Raw genomic sequence first — 23444 nt, 5'->3', positions numbered from 1 at the left:
GCATCCTCTCCTGCCTGTTATCGGCCATGCGGCCGCGCCTTTTCCGCAAGGGCGCGGGCGGCGGTCACGGTCGGCAATTGGGCGGTCGTGCCGCCGTCTATGGCGATCACCTGGCCGCTGATGAACCTGGCGGCGTCCGACGCGAGGAAGGCGACCATCGCAGCGACATCCTCCGGCTTGCCCAGATAGGGAAGGGCGGCATGGCTCTCGTTCATATCGACCAGCTCTTGCGGCAGGAACCGCTTGACGCCTTCGGTCAGGATCACGGCCGGCGCTATCGCATTGCACCTTATGCCCCGCTTGCCGTGGGAGGCGGCCACATATTTCGTCAGCATGGCGACCCCCGCCTTGGATATGCCGTAGCACGGCATTGCCTGATAGGCGGCGAGGCCGTACATCGACGCCGTGTTGATGATGGAGCCGCCTCCATTCTCCAGCATGGCCGGGATGGCGTGCTTGCACCCCAGCATATGGCTTGTGAGGTTGACGGCCATCATGCGGTTCCAGAAATCGACCGTCATCGAAACGACGTCGATGTCCCCCTCTATCGCGTCGGCGCCCTGATAGGCGGCATTGTTGTGCAATATGTCGAGCCTGCCGAAGGCCGAGGTGGCGGCAGCAACGGCGGCCGCGATCTGCTCCTCCTGTGCGACGTCCAGCGCCATATGCCTGGCCCGCCCGCCCGCCGACACTATCCGGTCGGCGACGTCGCGGGCGGAATCGGCGTTGATGTCGGTCACCATCACGGACGCGCCGAGGGAGGCGACAGCAAGGGCGCTCGCCCGCCCGATGCCCGATCCGGCCGCCGTCATCAGCGCAACCCGCCCTTCCAGCGACATGGCCGGTTCCAGGGTCATTTCGCGTCCCCGGAAAGCGCTTCGTAGACGGGTTCGAACCAACTCTTCCGGTCGAGAAATTCCGACAGATGATATTCGGGGATATTATCCAGCGTCTTCTTCGCGGTTGCGACGAACCCGTCGAAATCGTCGGTCTCTATTTCGTAGAAGGACGCATATTTCCAATATGTCGGCATATCGGAATCGTCGCCGCGGCTGTGATGCCGGAACCGGCCAAGCGGCACTAGGCCGGGTATCTTCCGGTAGGACGGGATGGCGACGGTGTCGTACCAGTGGTTGAATTCGGCCTCTTTCCCTTCCACGGGATTGGTGAGCGCTACGGCGATATATCTGGGCACGGAATTCTCCTTTCAGGTCACTGCACGGCTTCTGTCCGTGGTTGTCATGCGCGCCGGGGCAGCATGATCGGGACGGCGCGGCGCTCGGCGATCCGCCAGCCTTCATCGGTCTTCACGAAAAGGTCGTGATATTCCGCGATGGCCGCCGGCCCTTCCAGCGGAGCCGTTTCATCCCCTTCGCGCTCCGCCGTGTAGAGCAGGAAGGGCGTCACTGCGCGGGCGGATTCTTCGCCGACATCCTGGAAGAAGGAAGCGTGGCACAAATGTTTCGTGACGAAGCTGGCCGGGCGGTCAGCCCATAGGGCGGCGATCTGGTCACGTCCCCTGGCCTCCAGATCGGGCCTGAGGAATGCGCCGTCTTCGGCGAACAGCGCCACGGCGTCGCCGAATTCGCGATGGTCGACATGGTGGGCGAAGGCGGCGATGATGTCGCCGCAGGCCGCCTTGATCTCGGTCGGATTATCCATCCTGTTCCACCTTTCCGTGGCTTTGGCGCCGTTCTTGCCCCCGAAGCCCGTGCTTTCAGGCGCGGGCGTGGCTTCTTTCCGGGATTTCGCGTTCCAGGGCGGATTGCCAGCCGGTTACGCGACGCAGCAGCGCCAGGCAATCCGCGGGGAGTTCCGTCCCGCGCCATGCGACATGCTGGTCCGGGCGAACGAGCAGCAAGGGGCGCTCCATCGCCGCGCAGACCTTGGGATCGTGGAGACCGACGATCTTCAGGGGCAGGCCCATTTGGGCGGCGGCATCCTCCAGCGGCCCGGTATCGGCGCCGCGGCAGTTGATCAGGGTGAAGCCGGGGCCGAGAAGATCGTGCAGGGCGTTGCCGTCCTCCAGATAATAATGCGGCAGCCGCGCGCCCGGCCAAGTGGTCGGCCGGTAACTGTCGGGATCGAAGGGCGGTTCCGGCGTGCCGTCGGGCGCTATGATCGGCGATCCGGCATAGCGATAGCCATGCTCGATGCCCCAGCTTTCATTTTCGGCATTGCCGAGGCGCTCGATCTCCTCCGCCATATGGTCCCAGGCCTTATCGTCGTCCGTCGTGGCCGGGGAAGCGGACCATATGGCGATGTTGACATCCAGGTGGCGACGCGAGGCCGCGCGGTTCTGGATCGCGATCGGGCGCCGTTCCTCTTCATAGGAGCGCAGCAGCGCCGGCCCGCCCCAGCCATGGATCACCGCCGCGAGCTTCCAGCCCAGGTCGACGGCGTCCCCCACGCCCGTGTTCATGCCATATCCCCCGGTCGGCATGAACTGATGCACGGAGTCGCCCGCCATCCACACGCGGCCTTCGCCATAGCGTTCGGCGACGACCATGTGCGGCGTCCAGGGATTGGCCACCAATATTTCGAAGTCGAAGTCCCGTCCGGCCCAATTTCTGAGCAGCGCGCGCGGATCGACGGATTCGGGGGCCATGCCCTCCGGAACCGGCGTGTGCAGGGTCCAGAGATCCCGGTCATTCTGCGCGACCATGCCCCCCGCATTGGTGAGCCAGTGCCACCATGGCCCGTCGGGCTGAAGGGCGTCCAGCGCATCGGACCTGAAATGCACCATATAGAAGCTGCCGACCGCGAAATCGCCCTCATATTTGATGCCAAGGCCGCGCCGGACATTGCTTCCCCCGCCGTCGCATCCTGCAAGATAGGCGCATTCGATCGTTTCGGTCGCCGTGCCGTCGGTTTCCGAAATGGCGACGCGGACGCTGTCCTCATCCTGTTCGAACGACTGCACGGTCCAGCCGAACCGCGCATCGATAAGGGGGTTTTGCCTGATCACCTCCAGAAGGGCGGGTTCCAGCAGGATTTGCGATATGCGAAGCGGCGGTTCGCGGGTCAGCGTGCCGTCATTCGTTTCCCGCGACATTCTGCGCACTTCGTCGGGCGAGGGATAGGCGAAGCGGAACAATTCCTTTCCCACGCCAGGAAGTCCGTGGCTGACGCGGACGATGTCGAAGCAATTGCCCGACGGCACGCCGGCCGCGCGCAAAATATCCACCACGCCCAGACGCGCCAGCAATTCCATGCTGCGCCCGTTGGTCAGGTCCATCTTGGGATGGCGCGTGGTCGTGGGATTGCGTTCGATCAGGATGGACCGGACACCGTGATGCGCCAGTTCCAGGCTCAAGATCATCCCGACCGGGCCGCCCCCCGCGATCAGTACCGGCACATCCATCAGTTTTGTCCTCTCTCTTTATGTCCAGGCCGCCCCAAAGGTCCACATGGACCCGACCGGGGCTTTCCGATGCTGAGGCCGCGAAATCGCTGCGGCCTCATGCCAGCCTTTTTCCGTTCCACGCCCCAGGGCTGAAGTCCGCGATGGCTTTCAGCCGCGCACGTCCGGCCGCTTGAGCAGGAAATCCACTGCTATTCCCGCCTCGAATTGCCGGACAAGTTCCTCGGGATCGAAATCGACGCCCCCGACATTGTCGGCATAGGCCTGCGACTTCATGAACTCTACGGTTTCGCCGAAGGTCTCATAATTGTCGGTCTGGAATTCGACCTGCGATCCGTCGGGATCCTTGTAGTACATAGACGTCGTGGGTCCATGATTGACGCACCACCAGGGAAGGATCGACCTCTCCTTCAGGCGCTTGTAGTTTTCCAGCAGGTCTTCGAGCGACGCCAGGCTGAACGCGACATGATGCACGCCGGCGGTATCGTCCCTTTGCGGCAGGAGGCCGGGCATGTTCACGATGGCGACGCGATGATGTTCCTGGTCGAACGTCAGGAAGGTCGCTATCTCGTTCGAGAACACGACCTCCCCGTCGAAGAAGGTCAGATACCAGTCGATCATCTTCTCGTACTGGGCGGTCTTCACGACGAAATGCGCCATGTGGGTGGGGACGACCTTCCGGCGCGTCTTCCCGTCGCCAGCCTGCTTCGCCTTCGCTTCGGCCATTCCGCCTCTCCTATATTCTTCATGCATTGCAAGGATGCCCGGCGCGCGCCGTTCCATCAACATGTTTGAGCCATAGCATAAAATAACTTATCTCCTGTTGCAAGCCCGGCATTCGGCTCGATTTGCGGCTTGCATTTCGGGCGCGGATACATCCGCCATCTTGGATTTCCTTGCCCGCGCAGGGGTTTTCCGGTGCGCCCGCGACGATCCCGGACTGGAATCGGGCTGGCTTTCGCGGCGTTTTCCGCCGCTGCTTCCGCTGTCGGCGGCTCGTCGGACCGGGCCGGACGCTTCCCGGCCAAGAGCCGCCTTGGCTTTCCGGCCGATCGGGGGTAGTCCATAGCGGAATATATGGTGTGGAGCGAAGGTCAGATGGTCAAGGGGCAGCGTCAGCGGGCAGTGGCGAGTGGTTCTCGATGGCTGGGTCGTGCCGATTGGATGGAGGCGGGGCAGCAGCTTCTGATGAGCGAGGGCATAGCCGGCATGCGCCTCACCAAGCTGACCAAGCGATTGAAGGTGTCCACAGGCAGCTTCTACCATCATTTCAGCGACATGGATGATTATCTCGGCGCACTGGCCGATTATTTCAACGTGGCGCAGGTGCAGGGCCTGGTCGCGGAGCTTGCGGCCGAGTCTCCCGACCCCATGGTCCGCATACGCCATCTCGCCTCCCGCAGCCTCAAGAGCAGCCTGTTCGCCCTCGATCGCGCGATGCGCGTATGGTCGGCCTCCGATCCCAGGGCGGCGTCGTCGGTGAAGCAGGCTGAGAAGATCGTGCTCGATTTCATCGCCGACGCCTTCGAGCATATCGGCTTCGGCCGGAAGGAGGCGCGCACGCGGGCCCGCATATTGCTGACGGCGGCGATCACGCCCTTGCTTTCCTCGACCAAGGAGGAGGAAAAGCTGTTCCGTGAGGAAGTGCTGGCCGTCCTGCTGGAGTCGGAGCCGGGCGGATCGCGGCAAGCCGCGCCGAAAAGCGGGTCGCCGCCTCGCCAGGGGGCAAGAGGCGGCAAGCGGTCGACGGCGAAGAACAGCGCCGCCGCTGCCTGACCTGCCGACCGACCCGTCGCCCGATTCGCCGTATGCCTTCGGGGCTGGAGCTGGTCGCGCCCATGCTCTCATGACCGCGCCGGTTTTCTTGACCATGCATTTGCGGCCTGGTTGAGCAGGCGCGCGTGACTCGGATCGTGATCCGGCCCGGCATCGGCTTGCCAGATAACATAAACAATATTATGTTATGCCGAAAATGGGCGGCAAGGCCGCGGGCGGGAACCTGTCAGGAGAGGAAAATATCTTCCCCAGGCATGGCCGCATGCGGATTTGCAAGGAGGAGAGGGCCGCGCAATGACGTTCGAGGGCAAGGTGGCAATCGTGACGGGCGCCGGGACGGGCCTGGGCGCGGCCGTGGCGCGAAGGCTCGCGGCGCAGGGCGCGAAGGTCATCGTCAACTATTCGCGTAGCCGGAACGAAGCGCAAGGCGTGGCGGACGAGATCGTCGCCGCCGGCGGCGAGGCGGCGGCGGTTCAGGCCAATGTCGATCAGGACGAGGACTGTCGGCGTCTTGTCGCCGAAACCGTCGACCGATGGGGAAGGGTCGACATATTGGTGAACAACGCCGCCCGCACGAAGCTGGTCGCCCATGACGATCTGGACGGGCTTTCCGCCGAGGATTTCCTGGCCATCTATCGAACCAATGTGGTCGGCGCCTACCAGATGGTGCGCGCATGCCGCCCCCTTATGAAAGCGCAGGGATTTGGGGCGGTGGTCAATGTCTCGTCGATCGGCGGGCTTCTGGGCGTCGGATCGTGCATGGCCTATTCGGCGTCCAAGGGCGCGCTCAACACGATGACCATGGCGATGGCGAGGTCGCTGGGGCCGGAAATCCGGGTAAACGCCGTATGTCCCGGTTTCATCGCGTCGCGCTGGTTCTCGGACCCGTTCGGGCAGGAGGGGTTGCAGCAGATGATCGAAGCCCAGCAATGCCTCACGCCGCTGGCGCGGGCCGGCACTCCCGAAGATATTGCAAAGGCGGTCGTCTTCCTGGCTGGGGAGGGCGCCGAACATATCACCGGAGTGACGCTGATCTCGGACGCGGGCCTGCACCTGTCGACCGGCGCGACCACGCCGAGGAAAGAGGAGATGACGTCCGGCCGTTGACGGAGGCAAAGCGGCTTCAGGCTGGCCCAGCGGCATATTCTAGGCCGGCGAAACGCTCCGGACCAGCCTGATCCTGCTTGGGTAGACCGCATTGGGCGCGCGGGGCGCGCCATGGCGTTCCAGGCCATAGGCGACATGCGACAGCGACATCAGCAGGTTCATCAGATTGCGCTCAGGCTCCTCCATCGCTTCGAGCGGGAAATCGTCCAGATAGGCGAGAGCCTCCTCGACCCTGGGCATCAGCGAATCGTAGAAATGCCTGAGGTCGGCCGAATCGCCTTCGTACCGCGCCTGGAAGCGGGCGTGGGTATCGGGCAGGCACCATGCCGAAACGAAGCCTTCCCATTCAGCGAATTTTTCCGGAAGAAGCATAAGCGGTCCCTTGTTTGATAGCCTGTCCATGCCGCGATTGTCAGCCGCTGATCCATTCCTGCAATTTCGCTATGGAATGGTGGATGAGAATTTCCGCTTCCGACAGCGGGATCGTGTCCGTCGCGCGAGAATTTATCCCGACCTGCGTATATTCGACATTGCTCAGATCTTCGAGATAGACGTCGAAGGCGCGGGCCAGGTGGAATTCGAACGCTATTCGTTCCCTGATCGTCCTGGGCCGACGCACGTACATCCTGGTTTCCTGGATCGCCTCATCGACGGATACAGGCCAGAAATGATGCACGAGGAAGCCGGTTCCTATCGAATCGATATGAACATTGGGGAATATGTAATTGACATCCATCGACCAGCGGTCGGTCTTTGTCGGATTGACGGCCGCATGGGCCCGGTAATGATTCAAGGTCTCTACATGATCTGAAGCCATATGGGCGGGATTTTCCACGATCCGTTCGAAGGCGTTTCGGTCGCCGGGCGCATAGTCGGGGTTCCCGTACATGGAATTGACCGCGTGAAGTCCCATGATCCTGGTGGTGAGGGGCTTGCCGAACGCGTTGCTTCGGTCCGAAAACCACTCGCATATCGTGTTGCGATGGAGGGCGGGCAGATGATAGGCCTCCGCGAAGGCATCCATGACGACCTTCCAGTTGCACTTGACCTTCACTTCAAGAACGACCGGCGTGTCCGCATAGGGATAGCTCAGTCCTGACAGATAGGGCGCCATGTCGCCGAGAAACTCCTCCAGCGTCATGGCCGGTTCGGGATCGAGATTGATGAAGATCCATCCCTCCCAGACCGAAAGCGCTATGGGTTTCAAGCCGCATTTCTTCTTGTCCAGGCCGCCGAACATGGATTCCCCCGGCACGCCCTTCAACGATCCATCGAGCGAAAAAGACCAATTATGATAGTTGCAGACAAGCGTGCCGCCGCTTCCGGACTCCGTCCTGACCAGCAGGTTGGCGCGGTGCGGGCATATATTGTGGAAGGCGCGGACAATATCGCCGCCGTCCCGGGTGATGAGGATGGACGCGTTGCAGATGTCGACCCTCTTCACCACATGGCTGCGCGGGGTGGGCAGTTCCTCGATCCGGCCCATCAGTAGCCAGGCCCGCCCGAACAGCCTTTCCCGTTCCGCCGCGAAGAATTCGGGCGAGCGATAGGGTTCCAGCGGCACTGAAAGCCCCCCGCCCGTTCCTTCGGCGGTCACGGGGCGAATGGGCGATTCCACGGGAGCTGCCGAATTCCTGCTCATAGGTCGTCTCTCCTGTTCGAACCGCCACGGGGCTGCTCTTTTTTCAGGGATGGTCACCGACCTCGCGCATCGGCGAACTCCATAATTTCAGTTATGATGACATGGTGCGGCGGTACGCGCAAGATGGCGCTTTCCGAGCCGAAACATAAAATACTTTACGGTATGACCGGGAGGTGATATTGAAATGCTTGCACGGGATAGCTGCCGGCTCGCTGCCCCAATCCCGTCCATAATATCTATAATATACGACATTCTGGAGGGGATGATATGGCCAAGGTTCATTTGATAACCGCGCTTGTTGCCACGACGATCTTGTCGAGTCCTGCCTATGCATCGGCGGATGAGCAGACGGGGAGCGTCGCCGCGAGTCCGCAATCGTCGGCGGACGGCGCGCCGTTCGCCTCCATACCCGACATCGTCGTCACGGCGCAGAAGCGCTCGGAATCGATCAACGCCGTGCCGATGTCGATCACGGCGCTGGGCGGCGCAGAACTCGCGCAGCGCGGCATTGCCAACGTCGCCGATCTGGCCAAGGTCGTGCCCGGGCTTACCTTCGCGCCCTCGCTCAACAATACGCCGGTCTATTCGTTGCGCGGCATCGGCTTCAACGACTCGGGCTTCGGTTCGGCGCCGGCCGTCGCCGTCTATATCGACGAATCGCCGCTTCCCTTTCCGGTCATGACCGAAGCGGCCGCCTTGGACCTGGAACGGATCGAAGTCTTGAAGGGACCGCAAGGAACTCTTTACGGACAAAATTCGACTGGCGGTGCGATCAATTATATCGCTGCGAAGCCTACTCCTATATTTGAGGCGGGCGGACAGGTTTCCGTCGAACGCTTCGGCAAGACTTCGGTGGAGGGCTTCGTCAGCGGTCCGATCAGCTCGACTCTCCAGGCACGGGTAGCCTTGCGGACGGTGCAGGGCGGAGCATGGCAGTATAGCCTCACCAGGCCGGGGGACAAGCGGGGCGAACAGAACCAGTTGGCGGGCCGCCTGCTGCTCGACTGGACGCCGACGGAACGCCTGACGCTGAGGTTTTCCGCAAATGCCTGGCGGAACAGGTCCGATACCACGGCGACCCAGTTGGTGCAGATCGTTCCGGACAATCCGGGCCCTGTTTCGCCCGAAGTGGCTGCCTCGCCGATCGCGCCAAACAACCCTCGCGCCGCCGATTGGGACCCGTCATGGCCGAAGGCGATGAACGATCGCTATTGGCAGGTCGGGCTGCGCGGCGAATATGAATTGTCGGACCAATTGAAGCTGATTTCGATAACATCCTATCAGCATCAGGATCTTGACCGATTCCAGGATTATGACGGAACGGCCTTCGTGGACTTCACGGGTCGGGCCTTCGGCCGGATCAAGACGTTCAACCAGGAACTTCGACTCAGCCTGGATACGGACCGCTTCCGGGGTCTGATCGGCGCCAATTACGATTATGCGAATGTGGACGACCGCCATCAGTACCGCATTTTCGACGCCTCGGCATCCACGCCCTTTCCCGACCTGCCTCCGATCTCGGCCGCCATATCGCAGGCGCTTCAGAAGACGCGCACCTATGCGGTCTTCGCCAATGCCGAATATGAAGTCGTCGATGGCCTGTCGATCAAGGGCGGCATCCGCTATACGAAGCAGAATCGGTCGGCCTATCAATGCAGCTATGATGGCAGCGTTGAAAACGCCACCGGACGGATATTCACCCGGCTCCAGGAAATATTCGCGGCCTTCGGCCTCAAGAACACGCCGGTCGAAGTCGTCGACCAGAACCAATGCTACTCCCTGACGCCCGCGCCCGAACTCTTGCCCGCAGGCAATCAGTCCTCGCTGAACGAGGACAATATCTCGCTCCTGGCAGGCATGTCCTACAAGGCGCCGAGCGGCGCTCTGCTCTACGCGACCTTCAGCCGGGGGTACAAGGCGGGCGCCTTCTCGAACATCTCGGCCTCCTCCACCTCGCAATATGTGCCGGCGCGGCAGGAGCGGGTGGACGCCTATGAGGCCGGGGCGAAGCTGCCGCTTTTCGACAAGCATCTCCAGTTCAATCTTGCCGGATTCTATTACGACTACCGCAACAAGCAGGAGCGCGCGCGCATAGAGGATCTTGTCTTCGGCCTGCTGGAACTGCTCGTCAACGTGCCGAAAGTGCGCTCGGTCGGGGCGGAGGCGAGCCTGGTGGCGCGGCCTTATCCCGGCCTCTCGCTCTCGGCCGCGGCGACCTATATCAAGACCAAGGTCGTTTCCGATTTCACGACCTTCAATGGCGCCGGCGACTTCGGCAATTTCAGGGGATCGCGCGTCCCGTTCACGCCCACCTGGCAGGGGTCAGCCGACGCGCAATATGAATGGAACGCGGGCAGCTTCAAGGCATTTGTCGGAAGCAGCCTGAACTTCCAGAGCGCGTCCAATTCCACCTTCACCCTGCCCGACAATCCGGAAACCCTCTACAGGCTGCGCGGTCGGGCCTTGCTCGATCTTCGCGCGGGCATCGCGGGGCATGACGATAGCTGGCGGCTTACGCTGTTCGGCCGCAACGTGACGAACAAGCTCTACGAGACGTCGGTCAACTTCGCCAACGACACCATCGCGCGACGCGTGGGGACGCCCGCCACATACGGCATATCCCTCACAGTGCGGACGCGATGAGCGAGGGGGTGGAACCTGCGTCGAACGGGCGGCTCGGCGGCACGGTGGCGATCGTCACCGGCGCCGCGAGCGGCATGGGCGCGGCCATAGCCCGGAAATTCGTCGCGGCCGGCGCATCGGTCGTCCTTGCCGACCGCAATCCCGCCGGCGAGCGGCTGGCGGCGGAACTGGGAGCGGCGGCAAGGTTCCAGCTTCTGGACGTTGCCAGCGAAAGCCAGTGGGACGATGCCTGTTCGGCGGCGCTGGCGGCTTTCGGCAAGCTGACGGCATTGGTGAATTGCGCGGGCATTTTCATTCCGCTGCCCATGCTCGAAACGGACCGGGAGCAGTTCGCGAGAAGCGTCGACGTCAATCAACTGGGCGTCTTCCTGGGGATGAAGGCGGCCGCGCCCTTGATCGCCGATGCGGGGGGCGGTTCGATCGTGAACATATCGTCCGGCGTCGCGCTGCGCGGAATAGCCGGCATGTTCGCCTATTCGGCATCGAAATGGGCGGTCCGGGGCATGACCAGATGCGCGGCCCTGGAACTGGCGAAGCATGGCATTCGCGTGAACGGCATCTATCCGGGGGCCATCGACACGCCCATGATCCAACTGAATCCCGCCGGCTTCAACGACGCGATCGTGGCGACCATGCCCTTGGCCAGGATGGGGACGCCCGATGAGATTGCGGACGCCGTGACATTCCTGACGTCGGCGGAGGCCGCCTACATCACGGGCGCGGAACTGCCCGTCGACGGCGGCGGAGCGATCTGATCGCGCCCTGATGAACGATCATATGCAGCAGGAGAGGGCGCAATGTTCAAGCTGTTGGTATCGATGAGGAGAAAGCCGGGAATGTCGCTGGATGAATTCATCCGCTATTATGAAGAAAAGCATGCGCCCTTGGCAAGGCGGATACTTCCCCCGATCGGCGTGTATCGGCGTAACTACATCCGGGCGGATGATCCGCTGCTGGCGTCGGTGGGCGATGGTCGTGCAAGCGCGGCAAGTGCCGATTTCGACGTCATAACCGAAGCCATCTACCCGACGCGCGCGCACGCCGAGGCGGGAATCCAGGCGTTCTTCGATGCAGACATCATGCAGGTCATTCGCGCCGACGAGGACGAGTTCGTAGAAGCCGGCAGCGTCAAGATGTATGTGGTCGAGGTTCATCAATCCGCGATCCCATAGGCAGGGCGCGGCGGGAAAGGCCGACGCGCTTACCGCGCTGCCCCTTCACCATCGCCGATGGAGCCGCATGGCCCTGTTTCCGGGATTCCGTCGCCGCTCAGAAAAGAATCCCGCTTGTCTGGAAAGTCTGAAATCGTCATGACGCTCGCCATCGAACCCGCGACCTTTCGCCGCATATTGGGCCATTATCCGACCGGCGTCTGCGCCATCACGGCGATGCCCCCGGACGGCAGGCCCGCCGCCATGATCGTGGGATCCTTCACATCGGTGTCGCTCGACCCGGCGCTGGTGGCGTTCTTTCCCGACAAGGCCTCTTCAAGTTGGCCCAGGATCGCGGAGGCGGGACGTTTCTGCGTCAATGTCCTGGGCGATGATCAGGAGGCCCTGTGCCGCACCCTCGCATCGAAGGATCCGGACAAGTTCGTCGGCGTGGCGCATCGTCCCTCGGCGCTCGGTTCCCCGGTGCTCGACGGCGCCATCGCCTGGATCGACTGCACCATATATGCGGTGCACGACGCGGGGGACCATCATCTCGTGCTCGGCAGCGTGCATGCGCTGGACGTGCATCATCCGGGCGCGCCCCTGTTGTTCCACAGGGGCACCTATGGGAAATTGGCGCCGCCACCCTGCTCGCGGACATAGGGCCATGACGCGATCGGGGCCGTGACCTCTCCGTCAAGCCATTCGCGAAAGCGCCGCATGGCGTGGGTTTCGGGTCGCGACATCAGCCGGGTGAGCCAATAGCGGCCCGCGTCGATCATGATCGGGAAAGGCTGCGCCAGCAGTTCCGATGCAAGTTCGCGGATGAACATCGCGGGAGGCGCGAGCGCGACGCCGAAACCGGCCATGGCGGCGGACACCATCAGCGCCGAACTGTCGAAAACGGGTCCGCGGAAAAGCGGGACGGGGATGTCCGCCGCCTCGAACCAGAGCGCCCATTCATCCGGCCGGTACGAACGCAGCAGCCGTTCGTGCAGGACGTCGGCGGGCGACCTCAGCCGCGCCGCCATGGCCGGAGCGCACAGCGGCGTCATTGGCGCTTCGATCAAGGGTTCGGCCTGGGTGCCGTGCCATGCGCCGTCGCCGTAACGGATCGCGAAATCCAGCGCTTCCCCTGCCAGGTCCACGCGGTTGTTGTTCGTCGAAATGCGCAGGTCGATGGCGGGGTGGGCGCGGGCGAAGGCGTCCAGCCGCGGCAACAGCCAGCCGGTCGCGAACGTGCCGACGACGCCGACCTTCAGCACCTCCCGAAATCGGCCGCCGGCATATTGGTCCAGCGTCGCGCCCACCCGGTCGAACGCTTCGGCCAGCACGGGGACGAGCGCGCGCCCCTCGTCGGTAAGCGAGAGTCCTCGCGGCAGGCGGTGGAAGAGGCGCACGCCGAGCCGGCGTTCAAGCTGCGCGACATGATGGCTGACGGCCCCCTGGCTGACGCAAAGCTCGATCGCGGCGCGGGTGAAATTGAGGTGACGCGCCGCCGCTTCGAAGGCGCGCAGGGCGTTCAGGGGAAGTTGGGCGCGGTCCATGACCCGTCATCAATTATTCTCATGGCTTTGTCGAGAAATCATGCTTTGCGGGAAGGAGGTTGAATCGGGCATCCCCGCCGGGAAGGGAGACGAGGATGATCGCAACGATGACAATCGCCGCGTCGCTGGCCATCAGCCCGGCGGCGGCAGCGACAGGGCCGGAGCCGGAAGCCATGGCGGCCATGGACCGGGCGGGCGGCGCCCGCGCCTCCGATGACCCTCTGACCCGGCCGATGGCGGTCGAAAGAGCCAAGGAATGGCTTGCGCCCCTGCCGCCCGAAAGGGTTTTCGGCAACAGCTATCTGGTCGGCTTCGCGGGTCTCAGCGTCGCCTTGATCGACACGGGTGCGGGCCTGGTGCTGATCGACGGCGCGCTTCCGCAGGCGGCGCCGATGATCCTCAGCAATGTTCGCAAGCTGGGCTTCGACCCCAGAGACATCAAATTTATTCTGAGTACCGAGCCGCATTATGATCATGCTGGCGGGATCGCCGCCCTGGCGCGCGACACCGGCGCCACCGTGGTGGCCAGCCGGCGCGGCGCGGAGGGCCTGCGGGCAGGCGCGCATGCGAAGGACGATCCGCAATTCGACTATGGCGGCGCCTGGCCGGCGGTGTCGCGGCTGCGCGTCATGAAGGACGGAGAGGTTCTGAGGATCGGCCGCGCATCCATCACCGCGCATGCGACGCCGGGCCACACGATGGGCAGCATGACATGGAGCTGGAACGCCTGCGAGGGCAAGAGGTGCAAGGCGATCGTCTTCGCCTCCAGCCTCAATCCGGTGTCGGCCGACCGTTACCGTTTCACCGCGCCTTCCAGCGCGCCGATCGTCAAGGGCTTCGAAGCCAGCTACAGGCGCATGGGCGCTTTGAAGTGCGACATTTTGATCTCCGCGCATCCCGACAATGCGGGCGCGGGGCGGTATGGCAGTGGATCCGGGGCCTGCCGGTCCTATGCGGAACGTTCGCGCCGCCTGCTCGCGAAGCGGTTGGCCGAGGAGCGGCGAGAGACGTCGAAATAGCGTTCCAGATGAGACATCCTTGATCGGCAGGCCTTCGTCGATCCGGATGGGGCGGATCAGGCGACCCGCGCCCGGCGCGAATCCTCTTCCGCCGGGCTGCGGGCCAGGAGCCGGGCAAATGTGCTGGCGAAACAATGCGTATCGCCGGGCCATCGCGCCGACACATAATTGCCGTCCTCTACCACCAGCGCCGGGCTGTGGTCCATGAAGCTGTCGCGGACCAGTCCGGATGTCTTGCGACGGAAATGCGGATCCTCGGGTCGCACATCGATGAAATCGCCAGGATCGGCAAGGTGGCGGATGACCTCCTGCTCGACCGACATATAGCCCTTTGGCTGTCCATCCTCCTCCGGATAGGTGCGGTAATAGTTGCGGTCCCAGAAGCGGCCGACATGCGCGAATGCGCTCGCGGTCCGTTCATGCCTCCAACTCAGCGCCGTCGTCTTGCGGCCGTGGAGAACCGAGCGCCCGTCCGCCCGCTTGCTGCGCGCCGCGAGCAGCACGCCATGGCAGATCGCCGCCACGGGCTTGTCGGCGGCGAAGAAGTCGGCCACCAGCTTTTGCAGGACCGGGCTTTCCAGATATTCGCGCATCCCGCGCGCCCGATGGCCGCCGCCCAGCACGATCGCGTCATGGCCGTCCACCGAAAGCTCGTCCCAGCTGCGGGGCGACCGGAAGGCGGGGCTGGCGATCATCTCGGCATAGGCGCGGCGGGCATCCTTGTTGGCGCGCAGCATCCGGCCGATCACCGTGATCCGCCCGATCAGCGGGATCGGACTCCATGGATCCAGCCCGCGCCCCGTGATCATGATCGGGTCGGCGGCGCCGGCCTTGCCGTCGGGCGTGGCGAAGCTCACGCCGTGCCCCGCGGCGGTCAGCACGCGCCATGTGACGCCGACCTCGGTCGGATCGAAATCGCGCGAGGGCAGGGGAAAGAAAATATGGGCCATGATGGATTCCTCGATCGAAGGGGACCGGACCGCTTCCGCTCCGTCCAATGGCGGGCCGGGTCCGGCATGCGGCGCGGGTCGCATTCGAAGCGTCGAATCTCGCGCCTTTATGTTGACACTGTCTACATATGGTGTGTAGACAGTGTCAACATCTTTCTGGAGCCACCATGCCAGCCGAGCCGAACGCCGCCCCTGCCTATCATCATGGCGATCTGAGACGCGTGCTCGTCGACGCCGCGACCGCGATCGTCGCGGAGGAGCAGAATTGGGAATTTTCCTTGCGGGAGGTCGCTCGCCGGGCAGGGGTGAGCCACAACGCGCCTTATCGCCATTTCCCCGGAAAGCTGGACCTGCTGGGCGCAATCGCGATAAAGGGCTTCGTCGACCTGCGCGCCGCGATGTTGGCCGCGGCCCAGCAGTCCGAAGGCATCGAGGAGGCCCTGATCGCGATCGGCGCGGCCTATGTCGCCTTCGGGCTCGACAATCCGGCGCGCTATCGCCTCATGTTCGGCACGGCGCTCGCCGCATCGCGCGCCGCCCTTCCCTATCCGGTCGGCGAAGCTGCCGCAGGCTCGCATGCGGTCCTCCTCTCGGTCATCGCGCAGGGCATTGCGGAGGGCGTGTTCGATGCGCCGCCCGACGATGAGGAGGCGGCCGCCATAGTCGCGCTCGCCGCCTGGGCGAATGTCCACGGCCTGGTCTTGCTCCTGCTCGACGGGCTGTCGGTGGTGCCGCCCGTCCCTTCCCTGGCGGAGCGGGTCGGGCGGATACTCCTCGGCGGCATCAAGCGGCGTTAGGCGAATGCCGCGCAATCCCTATTATGCCGGGCCGCCGAGCGATCATTTCGATGGCCTGCGCTTTTTCAATCCCGGCCAGGCGTCCACCGATCGCGGTCTGGGCGACCTGCTGCGCTGGCGGTTGGGCAAGCGGGCGGCGCCCTGGCCGGGCTCCGTTCCCGTCACCCCCACGCGCCCGGCGCCGTCCAGCCAGACGCTGGTGGTGACGATGGTCGGGCATGCTACGGTGCTCATCCAGGCAGCCGGCTGCAACATATTGACCGATCCGGTCTGGTCCGACCGCGCCAGCCCCGTCGCCTTTGCCGGCCCCAGGCGCGTCACCGCGCCGGGCGTCGCCTTCGAGGACCTGCCCCGGATCGACGCTGTGCTGGTCAGCCATTGCCATTACGACCATCTCGACCTCGGGACGCTTGCGCGGCTGCATGCCCGCGACCGGCCGCTCATGGTCATGCCGCTTGGCAATGACGCCATAGTGCGCGCCCATATTCCCGATGCCAGGCTGGCGACCGGCGATTGGTGGGATGCGATCACGCTCGCGCCAGGCATCGCCACCACCCTCACGCCGGCGGTCCATTGGAGCAATCGGTCGCTGGCGGACCGGCGCATGGCGCTCTGGTCGGGCCATTTCCTCGCGACGCCGGTCGGCACCGTCTGGTTCGCGGGCGACACCGGCTTCGGCGACGGCGCGATCTTCGCCCGGATCGCGCATCTGGGATCGCCTGATCTTGCTCTCCTTCCCATCGGCGCCTATGCGCCGCGCTGGTTCATGGCTGCCCAGCATGTCGACCCCGCCGAAGCGGTGCGCATTTTCCAGATCGTCGGCGCGCGGCGGGCGCTTGGCATCCATTGGGGCACATTCCGCCTCACCGACGAGCCGCGCGATGAGCCGGTGCTTCGCCTTGGCGAGGCGTTGGCCGCGGCGGGCGTCGACCCCGCCCGCTTCGTCGCCGCCAGGCCGGGCGAGGTTTTCACCGATTCCCAAGGCAGCGTGGACGAATTCGAAAGGTCGGGAATTGGCCAGTTGCGAACATCAGTTTTCCGTCACCCCGGACTTGATCCGGGGTCTCGCTTTTCTTGTAAAACGGCGCCTCGACCAAGGCAGCGGGACCCCGGGTCAAGCCCGGGGTGACGAAAGGCGAGTGGCGGGAACCCACCCAAATCACTCAGTCCGGTGAGTCTGGAATTTGTCCGCGCAGCCCAGCCCTTAGAAATTCACTCCGGCGGCGATCCCATAGCGTCGCGGTTCGAGCGTGAAGATGTTGGTGAAGAGGCCCGAAGGCTGGTCGGATACGTAGAGGCCGGTGATCGCATTGCTGTCGGTCAGGTTCTGCACGAAGGCGCGCACGAACCAGCGGTCGTCGCGGCCGTTGAGCTGCAACTGCGCGTTGACGATCACATAGCTGGGTATGCGATTGGCGTTTCCGTTGAACACCGATCCATAGCTGCCGCCGGTGAGGATGACGTCGACGCGGGGCACGAGGGTGGACCCGCCCGTTCCCATGTCGACGACATATTGCGCGCCCGCCGAAACCTTGAAGTCGGGCGCCTGCGGCAGGCGGTTGCCGCGCAGGTTCACCGGAACGCCGTCGGTGAGGACGGAGACTCCGCTTGGCCCCGCGCCCGCGCTGGCGACGTAGGAGGCCAAGGCCGAACAAATGCTGTAGGCCCCCGTCGCGCCGTTCAGCCCGCTGTCGGCCGGGAAGGGGGTGGTCCCTTGCAGGCCGGCGCCCGGCCGGAACAAGGGACGCCCGGTCGAGGAGTTGACGACCCGGCCCGCGTTGATCTCCCCATTCACGAAATTGACGAAATTGTTTGACGCGGCGGAATTGCCGGCGGTGTTGGGGACGACCGTGCAGTTGGAACCGTTCGAGATGTCCTTGACGATGACGGCGTCGCTGCGGCCGCCCGACGGGTCTCGCGGATTGGTGATGTATCTGTCCGACGATACCTTGGTATGAAGGTAGCTGGCGTTGATGTTGACCGTCAGCGCCGGGATGGGCCGGGCGATCGCTTCAAGCTCGATGCCGTAGATGTCCGCGTCGACATTGTCGTTCACGCTGGTGCGACTGACGATGCGGCTGAGCTGGAGTCCCTTGTACTGATAGTAGAAGGCGGATGCATTGAGCCGCAGGCTGCCGCCGAGAAAGCTGTTCTTCGATCCGACCTCCAGCGCGTTCACGAATTCAGGCTCGAAACTGTCGGAGATGTTGAAGATCGGCAGCAGCGGCGGGTTGATGCCGCCCGACTTGTAGCCGCGCGAATAGGAGGCGTAGAGCAGGTTCCTCGGCGTGACCTGGAAATCGATCACGGCCCGGCCGGTGAACTCGCCGAAAGTCGCGTCGCGCTGCTGCACGGGCTGGATGCCCGGCCGCCCGGCATCGGCGTCATAGGCGGCGAAGAAGGGGGAATCGAACGCGTTTGCCGTGCCGTAGGGCACGGGGAAGGAGATGATGGTATTGCGCGCGCGATTGGACTTGTCGTCATGATTATATCTCAGCCCCGCCGTCAGCTTCAGCCGGTCGTTCGGCTCGAAATAGGCTTCGCCGAACAGGCCGTAGGATTTGAGCTGGAATAGCTGGGAATTGTTGCGGACATAGGGGGAGGCGAGGAACACGGTGGGATAGGTGACGGGCTGGCCCGCGGCGGCCTGCCCTCCCTGTTGGCCGAGCGACGTCAGCACGCCGAGCACGCCTGCCGCATAATCGATATTGAACGCGTTGACGTTGTAGTCGGCATTGTGGTTGCGATAATCGCTGTATATGCCGCCGACCAGGAAGTTGAACGGCCCGTCGAACTTGCTGGCGACGATCGCCTCGCCGGTGAAGGCCCGGCCGAACAGGCTGGTGCGGTCGAAATCCTGGGGCGTCGCGGAGCATAGGCTGTGGCCCCCGAATGCGCCCGTGGCGCTCGGTTCGACGATCGACGTGCAATAGGGGCCGGCCGGGCCGTTGGGGATCAGCGCGGCAGCAACCCGTCCGAATTGCGCGAGCGAGGGGCCTGCGACGCCGTTGCCATAGGCTTGCAGGGTCGAAAGGCCGGGAAGGAACAGCGCGGCGTTGTTGACGCTCAGATTATAATCCTGCGACGCGGCGGTGCGCGTGCGCTGATACTGGCCCGACACCTTCAGGGTGACCGGCCCGAAATCATGTTCGATCCGCAATTGCGCCTGGATCTCATCGGAAAAGAAGGTGGGATGGAAGTCGGTGTTGACGGTCCTGGGGTCGGCGATGAGCGAATTTCCAAGATTGGAGTCGGGACCATAGAGGCTGCCCAGGGCAAGCGCGCCGATGCCCGGACCGCCCTGCATCGTCAGATATTCGCGGGACGTCAGCGTGCCGCCGAACGTCGCATTGTTGTTGGTATAGTCATTGCCCAGCCGGCCGGGAAGGCAGCCGAGCACGCCCGTGGGATCGCGCAGGCATTTCTGCTTCTGGATGCGAAGGCGATTGTCCTTTTCATGGAAATAATAGCCCAGGAGGTCGATCGTCGTGGAACTGGACGGTTCCCAGCGAAGGGAGGCGCGGACGGCGTAGATGTCGCGCCCGTCCAGCCTGGCGCCGTCATGGAGGTTCTTCGTATAGCCGTCGCGATTGACGTATATTCCGGCGAAGCGCGCGCCCAGGCTCTGCGTCAAGGGCAGGTTCAGCATGCCCTTCACCTTCCTGGAATCATAATTGCCATATTCCACCTCGCCCGAAGCGTGCACGCCGTTCAGATCGGGGCTCTGTTGCAAAAATCGTGAAGCTTGAGCATGCTTGGCGGAGATTGGACGGACGGAACGATGACGGATTTCAAGTGGCGCCATTTCCAGGGTGATGTGATCCTGTGGGCGGTGCGCTGGTATTGTCGCTATCCGATCAGCTATCGCGACCTTGAGGAAATGCTGGCGGAACGCGGCATTTCGGTCGACCATACGACGATCTATCGCTGGGTCCAGTGCTACGCCCCGGAGATGGAGAAGCGGCTGCGCTGGTTCTGGCGGCGTGGCTTTGATCCGAGCTGGCGCCTGGATGAAACCTACGTCAAGGTGCGGGGCAAGTGGACCTACCTGTACCGGGCAGTCGACAAGCGGGGCGACACGATCGATTTCTACCTGTCGCCGACCCGCAGCGCCAAGGCAGCGAAGCGGTTCCTGGGCAAGGCCCTGCGAGGCCTGAAGCACTGGGAAAAGCCTGCCACGCTCAATACCGACAAAGCGCCGAGCTATGGTGCAGCGATCACCGAATTGAAGCGCGAAGGAAAGCTGGACCGGGAGACGGCCCACCGGCAGGTGAAGTATCTCAATAACGTGATCGAGGCCGATCACGGAAAGCTCAAGATACTGATCAAGCCGGTGCGCGGTTTCAAATCGATCCCCACGGCCTATGCCACGATCAAGGGATTCGAAGTCATGCGAGCCCTGCGCAAAGGACAGGCTCGCCCCTGGTGCCTGCAGCCCGGCATCAGGGGCGAGGTGCGCCTTGTGGAGAGAGCTTTTGGCATTGGGCCCTCGGCGCTGACGGAGGCCATGGGCATGCTCAACCACCATTTCGCAGCAGCCGCCTGATCGGCGCAGAGCGACAGCCTACCTCTGACTGCCGCCAATCTTTGCAACAGAGCCGTTGGGATCATAATGTTGATGTACGCGCGCACGGTCATGGTAATTGCGCTTCTCGTTGAAGACACGATTCCCATAGCGATTGACAATGAACATGCTGTCGCCCGGCGGAATCCATACGTCGCTTGGCACGCTTACATATTCCAGCGCCTCTTCCAGCACGATCTCGGCGCGCCAGGCGCTTCCCATATTGCCGAGCTTTGCGCCGACAGCCCCGGCAATTGATACAAAGTCGCCAGTATTAGTCGGCACCCCGCAACCGCCATAGACCGGCCCAGTCTGATGGAGATTGAGCATTTCGCGATTATAGGTGAATCCGCCCGTTGCGAAGATCACGCCTTTGCGCGCGCCAAAGGAAACCTCCTTCCCGTCGTTCAGCGCCTCGACGCCGAGCACCGCGCCATCCCCGTCGGTAACCAGGCGGACAACCTGGTGGCTGGTGAGCAGGGGAATGCCATAAGCGTCGATGCGCGCCTTGATCTGGCGCATCAACTCCGCGCCGAATCCTGGCGACCCATCAGGCTTGATGGGTCCGAGGCACCGTCCGCGAGGCACCTTATTGTTGCCGTCGAGCACGCCATAGTCAGGCAGATCGGTTCCCTGGCCGTCGGGAAGGACATGAAAGCGGCCTATCTCGGCTGCCTTGATTTCCCGCAACATGTCCGTCATCGGCGACGCGTTGTCGTAAAACGCCTCAAGCAGTTTGTAGACATCCTCACCCAGGCCGAGCGTCGGTGAATTGCTGTCGAAAAGATGCGGATATGAATAGGCAGCGCAATAAGCCAGGAGCGAAGCCTTTGGATCCTCGATCCCCCGCTCCTTCAGCCTGAAATTATTGGGCACCCAGAAAGCCCCACCGGATTTCGCGGACGTACCGCCATATACCGGCGCTTTTTCCAGCATGAGGACCTTCGCGCCGTCCTTGGCAGCCGCAAGTGCGGCAACCGAGGCGGCCGCGCCGCTGCCGACCACGACTATATCCGCGATTTGGGTCCACTGCCGGCCCACCGCGGCAACAGCCGGAGCAGATGCCGCAGCACCCAGGGTGGAAACCGCCAGCCCCGCGCCGCCGGCCTGGATGAAAGCGCGGCGAGATAACCGCGATCGCTCTGCCGATTGCTTCAAGAATGCCCTCCACCGGTCGAACGACCCAAAGCCGCCGACCGTCTCTCCTGCGTCGAAGTCAATGCTCCGCCCTTCTTTTACCGAAGCGAGATCACGTCGCACCTCGATACAAGGAAAGGATAGATTACCAAATGGTCACATGTCAACCGCGCCTGATCTCCGCATCGGCAAGCACGAGAAGGCAAATGGGGCCATCCCGAAACATCTTTCGATGGGCGGCGCTCATGCTTCTAACGGACCAGGCGGGCGAAATTGCAAGCCCGATCGGCAATGCTGAATGGGGGGCCACCATTCGGCGCCAGGTGCCCCGGCGTGACTCATCTCCAATCGCGAGTCGCGTTGTGTTTGAGTTCTCCATCCATATAAAATTGGGCATCCACACGACAAGCGTCATGTGAATGCCCAACTAATCACTTGTATATATAAGATTATGCGCCGGACGGTGCGAAATGAATGCCGGGCGGTGCGAAATGAATGCCGGCCAGCGGGGTGAAATAGTTCGTGCATGCGTTGCGCTTAGAGAACTTCCACACCCCGTCACGGCGCTCATACTCATCCGTGAAGACCGCAGCGATAAGAATCGACTGATTACCTTCGACGAGATTTCCAAGGAGAAGGACGTCGCCAATACCATTTACCTTGTCCGCGCTCACAAATTCCAAGCGCAGATTGGTTCCATAATGAATACATTCGTGAAACATTGGCCAGAGTACGTTATTGGCCAAATCGAGGGCGCCTTCCGGGCCCTTGTAGGTGCCGATTCCCTCAATGGTCCACTCTGCATCATCCCACCAAATAGAAGCGAGACGGCCCTCTTGGCGCTTGTCTACGGCAATGAGCTTGTCAGAGTAGAGGTCCTGAATCGCGGCCCGGCTTGCAAGTCTGTCTAGATCACTCATTTTGTATCTCCCAGTTGAATATAATCCCGTAATCTTAGCAGGATCGAGGGCATCAAGGATTTAGGCCGCAGAAGACCAGCCGCCATCGATGAACAGTTCCGTTCCAGTAACATATTTAGCTTCGTCTGACAGAAGATATAGCGCCCCATAAGCGATATCGTTCGGCTCGCCAAGATCGCCCATCGGGATCTGCGCTTTGTACCATTCAACCTGCTCGGGCGTGACGTTCGCCTGCATCGGCGTCTTCATGCCACCAGGAACGATGGTGTTCACCCGCACCCCTTGCCCGACATATTCCAGCGCAGCCACCTTGGTCATCGCGCGTACCGCAGACTTGGTCGCCGCATAGCTGATCAAGCCAGGCTCACAGATGACGCTGACGAGCGAACTGATGTTTAGGATCGCACCATTTCCCGACTTCGCAATTTCCGGCGCAACCATCTTCAGGCCCAGGAAAAGCGCAGTCTGGTTGACCGCGATCATCTTGCTCCAGCCTTCGAGCGTCTCGTCCTGGATCATCGCGCCGTGGATGATGCCCGCGGTGTTGTAAAGCGTCGTGAGCTTCCCAAAGGCCCCAACCGCCGCCTCGACAGCCCCCGCCCAGCTCGCAGCATCGGTGATATCCAGCCGCACGATAGGGCCTCGCCCCCGCTTTCCTGAATCTCGGCCACGACCTTGTTGCCCATTTCGACATTCAGATCGGCGACGACGACCTTGGCGCCCTCCTTGGCAAAAAGCCGAGCCTGCGCTGCACCCAGGCCGCTCGCCGCGCCCGTTACGAGCGCGACTTTTCCTGCCATTCTGTTGCTCATCCTGTGCCTACTAAA

Annotated in this window: 22 protein-coding genes and 1 pseudogene; 10 read left to right on the top strand and 13 right to left on the bottom strand. The window is 62.9% G+C overall.

The window, feature by feature from the left end; all coding sequences use genetic code 11:
* Positions 1-17: 17 nt before the first annotated feature.
* The 5 genes from SIDU_RS11665 to SIDU_RS11645 all read right to left on the bottom strand — a co-directional run bounded on the left by SIDU_RS11665 (position 18) and on the right by SIDU_RS11645 (position 4090).
* Positions 18-857: an SDR family NAD(P)-dependent oxidoreductase gene (locus SIDU_RS11665; RefSeq protein ID WP_007682267.1), complete on the bottom strand. Its 840-nt coding sequence runs from the start codon at positions 855-857 to the stop codon at positions 18-20.
* Positions 854-1195: a hypothetical protein gene (locus SIDU_RS11660; RefSeq protein ID WP_007682269.1), complete on the bottom strand. Its 342-nt coding sequence runs from the start codon at positions 1193-1195 to the stop codon at positions 854-856. Before SIDU_RS11660 ends, SIDU_RS11665 begins: the two co-directional genes overlap by 4 nt.
* A 44-nt stretch (positions 1196-1239) precedes the next feature.
* On the bottom strand, positions 1240-1662 hold the full coding sequence (locus SIDU_RS11655; protein WP_007682272.1) for a nuclear transport factor 2 family protein: 423 nt from the start codon (positions 1660-1662) through the stop codon (positions 1240-1242).
* A 55-nt stretch (positions 1663-1717) separates the two neighbouring features.
* A complete protein-coding gene (locus SIDU_RS11650; protein WP_025772289.1) occupies positions 1718-3364 on the bottom strand; it encodes an FAD-dependent monooxygenase in 1647 nt (548 codons plus the stop codon).
* A gap of 150 nt (positions 3365-3514) precedes the next feature.
* A complete protein-coding gene (locus SIDU_RS11645) occupies positions 3515-4090 on the bottom strand; it encodes a VOC family protein (protein ID WP_007683210.1) in 576 nt (191 codons plus the stop codon).
* Positions 4091-4441: 351 nt separating this feature from the next.
* Here SIDU_RS11645 and SIDU_RS11640 point away from each other — a divergent pair, with 351 nt between their 5' ends.
* A complete protein-coding gene (locus SIDU_RS11640; RefSeq protein ID WP_233431822.1) occupies positions 4442-5140 on the top strand; it encodes a TetR/AcrR family transcriptional regulator in 699 nt (232 codons plus the stop codon).
* 294 nt (positions 5141-5434) lie between these two features.
* A complete protein-coding gene (locus SIDU_RS11635) occupies positions 5435-6247 on the top strand; it encodes an SDR family NAD(P)-dependent oxidoreductase (RefSeq protein ID WP_007683216.1) in 813 nt (270 codons plus the stop codon).
* Between the two features lie 39 nt (positions 6248-6286).
* Here the strand turns inward: SIDU_RS11635 and SIDU_RS11630 are convergent, their stop codons facing one another.
* Together SIDU_RS11630 and SIDU_RS11625 are read right to left on the bottom strand one after the other, a co-directional pair.
* On the bottom strand, positions 6287-6619 hold the full coding sequence (locus SIDU_RS11630) for a hypothetical protein (RefSeq protein ID WP_007683218.1): 333 nt from the start codon (positions 6617-6619) through the stop codon (positions 6287-6289).
* Positions 6620-6659: 40 nt separating this feature from the next.
* Positions 6660-7889 (bottom strand): aromatic ring-hydroxylating oxygenase subunit alpha, encoded by a 1230-nt coding sequence (locus tag SIDU_RS11625; protein ID WP_007683220.1) that lies wholly within the window; start codon positions 7887-7889, stop codon positions 6660-6662.
* A 267-nt stretch (positions 7890-8156) separates the two neighbouring features.
* Between SIDU_RS11625 and SIDU_RS11620 the strand changes: the two genes are divergently transcribed.
* The 4 genes from SIDU_RS11620 to SIDU_RS11605 all read left to right on the top strand — a co-directional run bounded on the left by SIDU_RS11620 (position 8157) and on the right by SIDU_RS11605 (position 12346).
* Positions 8157-10532 (top strand): TonB-dependent receptor, encoded by a 2376-nt coding sequence (locus tag SIDU_RS11620; RefSeq protein ID WP_007683222.1) that lies wholly within the window; start codon positions 8157-8159, stop codon positions 10530-10532.
* Positions 10529-11287: an SDR family NAD(P)-dependent oxidoreductase gene (locus SIDU_RS11615; RefSeq protein ID WP_007683224.1), complete on the top strand. Its 759-nt coding sequence runs from the start codon at positions 10529-10531 to the stop codon at positions 11285-11287. Before SIDU_RS11620 ends, SIDU_RS11615 begins: the two co-directional genes overlap by 4 nt.
* A gap of 42 nt (positions 11288-11329) precedes the next feature.
* Positions 11330-11704 carry an EthD domain-containing protein gene (locus tag SIDU_RS11610; protein ID WP_233431821.1) on the top strand — a complete coding sequence of 125 codons (375 nt, stop codon included), beginning with the start codon at positions 11330-11332 and terminating at the stop codon, positions 11702-11704.
* A gap of 138 nt (positions 11705-11842) precedes the next feature.
* On the top strand, positions 11843-12346 hold the full coding sequence (locus SIDU_RS11605) for a flavin reductase family protein (protein ID WP_007683228.1): 504 nt from the start codon (positions 11843-11845) through the stop codon (positions 12344-12346).
* Here SIDU_RS11605 and SIDU_RS11600 read toward each other — a convergent pair.
* The gene (locus SIDU_RS11600; protein ID WP_007683230.1) at positions 12307-13230 is read right to left on the bottom strand and encodes a LysR family transcriptional regulator; all 924 of its coding nucleotides are present in this window, start codon (positions 13228-13230) and stop codon (positions 12307-12309) included. The two genes, SIDU_RS11605 and SIDU_RS11600, sit on opposite strands and share 40 nt — an antisense overlap.
* Positions 13231-13325: 95 nt before the next feature.
* Here SIDU_RS11600 and SIDU_RS11595 point away from each other — a divergent pair, with 95 nt between their 5' ends.
* The gene (locus SIDU_RS11595) at positions 13326-14249 is read left to right on the top strand and encodes a subclass B3 metallo-beta-lactamase SIE-1 (RefSeq protein WP_007683232.1); all 924 of its coding nucleotides are present in this window, start codon (positions 13326-13328) and stop codon (positions 14247-14249) included.
* A 56-nt stretch (positions 14250-14305) separates the two neighbouring features.
* On the opposite strand, the gene SIDU_RS11590 is transcribed toward SIDU_RS11595, so the two are convergent.
* Positions 14306-15199, bottom strand: a complete 894-nt coding sequence (locus tag SIDU_RS11590) for a type 1 glutamine amidotransferase domain-containing protein (RefSeq protein WP_025772284.1) — start codon at positions 15197-15199, stop codon at positions 14306-14308.
* Positions 15200-15366: 167 nt separating this feature from the next.
* On the opposite strand from SIDU_RS11590, the gene SIDU_RS11585 reads away from it, so the two are divergent.
* Entirely contained in the window at positions 15367-15996 is a 630-nt protein-coding gene (locus SIDU_RS11585; protein WP_007683234.1) for a TetR/AcrR family transcriptional regulator, read from the top strand.
* 4 nt (positions 15997-16000) lie between these two features.
* A complete protein-coding gene (locus SIDU_RS11580; RefSeq protein WP_007683235.1) occupies positions 16001-17125 on the top strand; it encodes an MBL fold metallo-hydrolase in 1125 nt (374 codons plus the stop codon).
* Between the two features lie 75 nt (positions 17126-17200).
* On the opposite strand, the gene SIDU_RS11575 is transcribed toward SIDU_RS11580, so the two are convergent.
* The gene (locus tag SIDU_RS11575; protein WP_233431820.1) at positions 17201-19729 is read right to left on the bottom strand and encodes a TonB-dependent receptor domain-containing protein; all 2529 of its coding nucleotides are present in this window, start codon (positions 19727-19729) and stop codon (positions 17201-17203) included.
* A gap of 48 nt (positions 19730-19777) precedes the next feature.
* Here SIDU_RS11575 and SIDU_RS11570 point away from each other — a divergent pair, with 48 nt between their 5' ends.
* The gene (locus SIDU_RS11570; RefSeq protein ID WP_001389365.1) at positions 19778-20542 is read left to right on the top strand and encodes an IS6-like element IS6100 family transposase; all 765 of its coding nucleotides are present in this window, start codon (positions 19778-19780) and stop codon (positions 20540-20542) included.
* Positions 20543-20560: 18 nt separating this feature from the next.
* Here SIDU_RS11570 and SIDU_RS11560 read toward each other — a convergent pair whose 3' ends face one another.
* From SIDU_RS11560 to SIDU_RS11550, 3 genes and pseudogenes are all read right to left on the bottom strand, one after another.
* A complete protein-coding gene (locus tag SIDU_RS11560; protein ID WP_021246209.1) occupies positions 20561-21718 on the bottom strand; it encodes an FAD-dependent oxidoreductase in 1158 nt (385 codons plus the stop codon).
* A 428-nt stretch (positions 21719-22146) separates the two neighbouring features.
* Positions 22147-22617: a hexachlorocyclohexane dehydrochlorinase gene (linA, locus tag SIDU_RS11555; RefSeq protein ID WP_013040172.1), complete on the bottom strand. Its 471-nt coding sequence runs from the start codon at positions 22615-22617 to the stop codon at positions 22147-22149.
* 60 nt (positions 22618-22677) lie between these two features.
* Positions 22678-23417 (bottom strand): annotated as a pseudogene (locus SIDU_RS11550) (SDR family NAD(P)-dependent oxidoreductase).
* Positions 23418-23444: the final 27 nt, after the last annotated feature.

The sequence above is a fragment of the Sphingobium indicum B90A genome (genome assembly GCF_000264945.2).
Classification (GTDB): Bacteria; Pseudomonadota; Alphaproteobacteria; order Sphingomonadales; family Sphingomonadaceae; genus Sphingobium; species Sphingobium indicum.
This window is presented reverse-complemented; position numbering and strand designations above follow the sequence as displayed.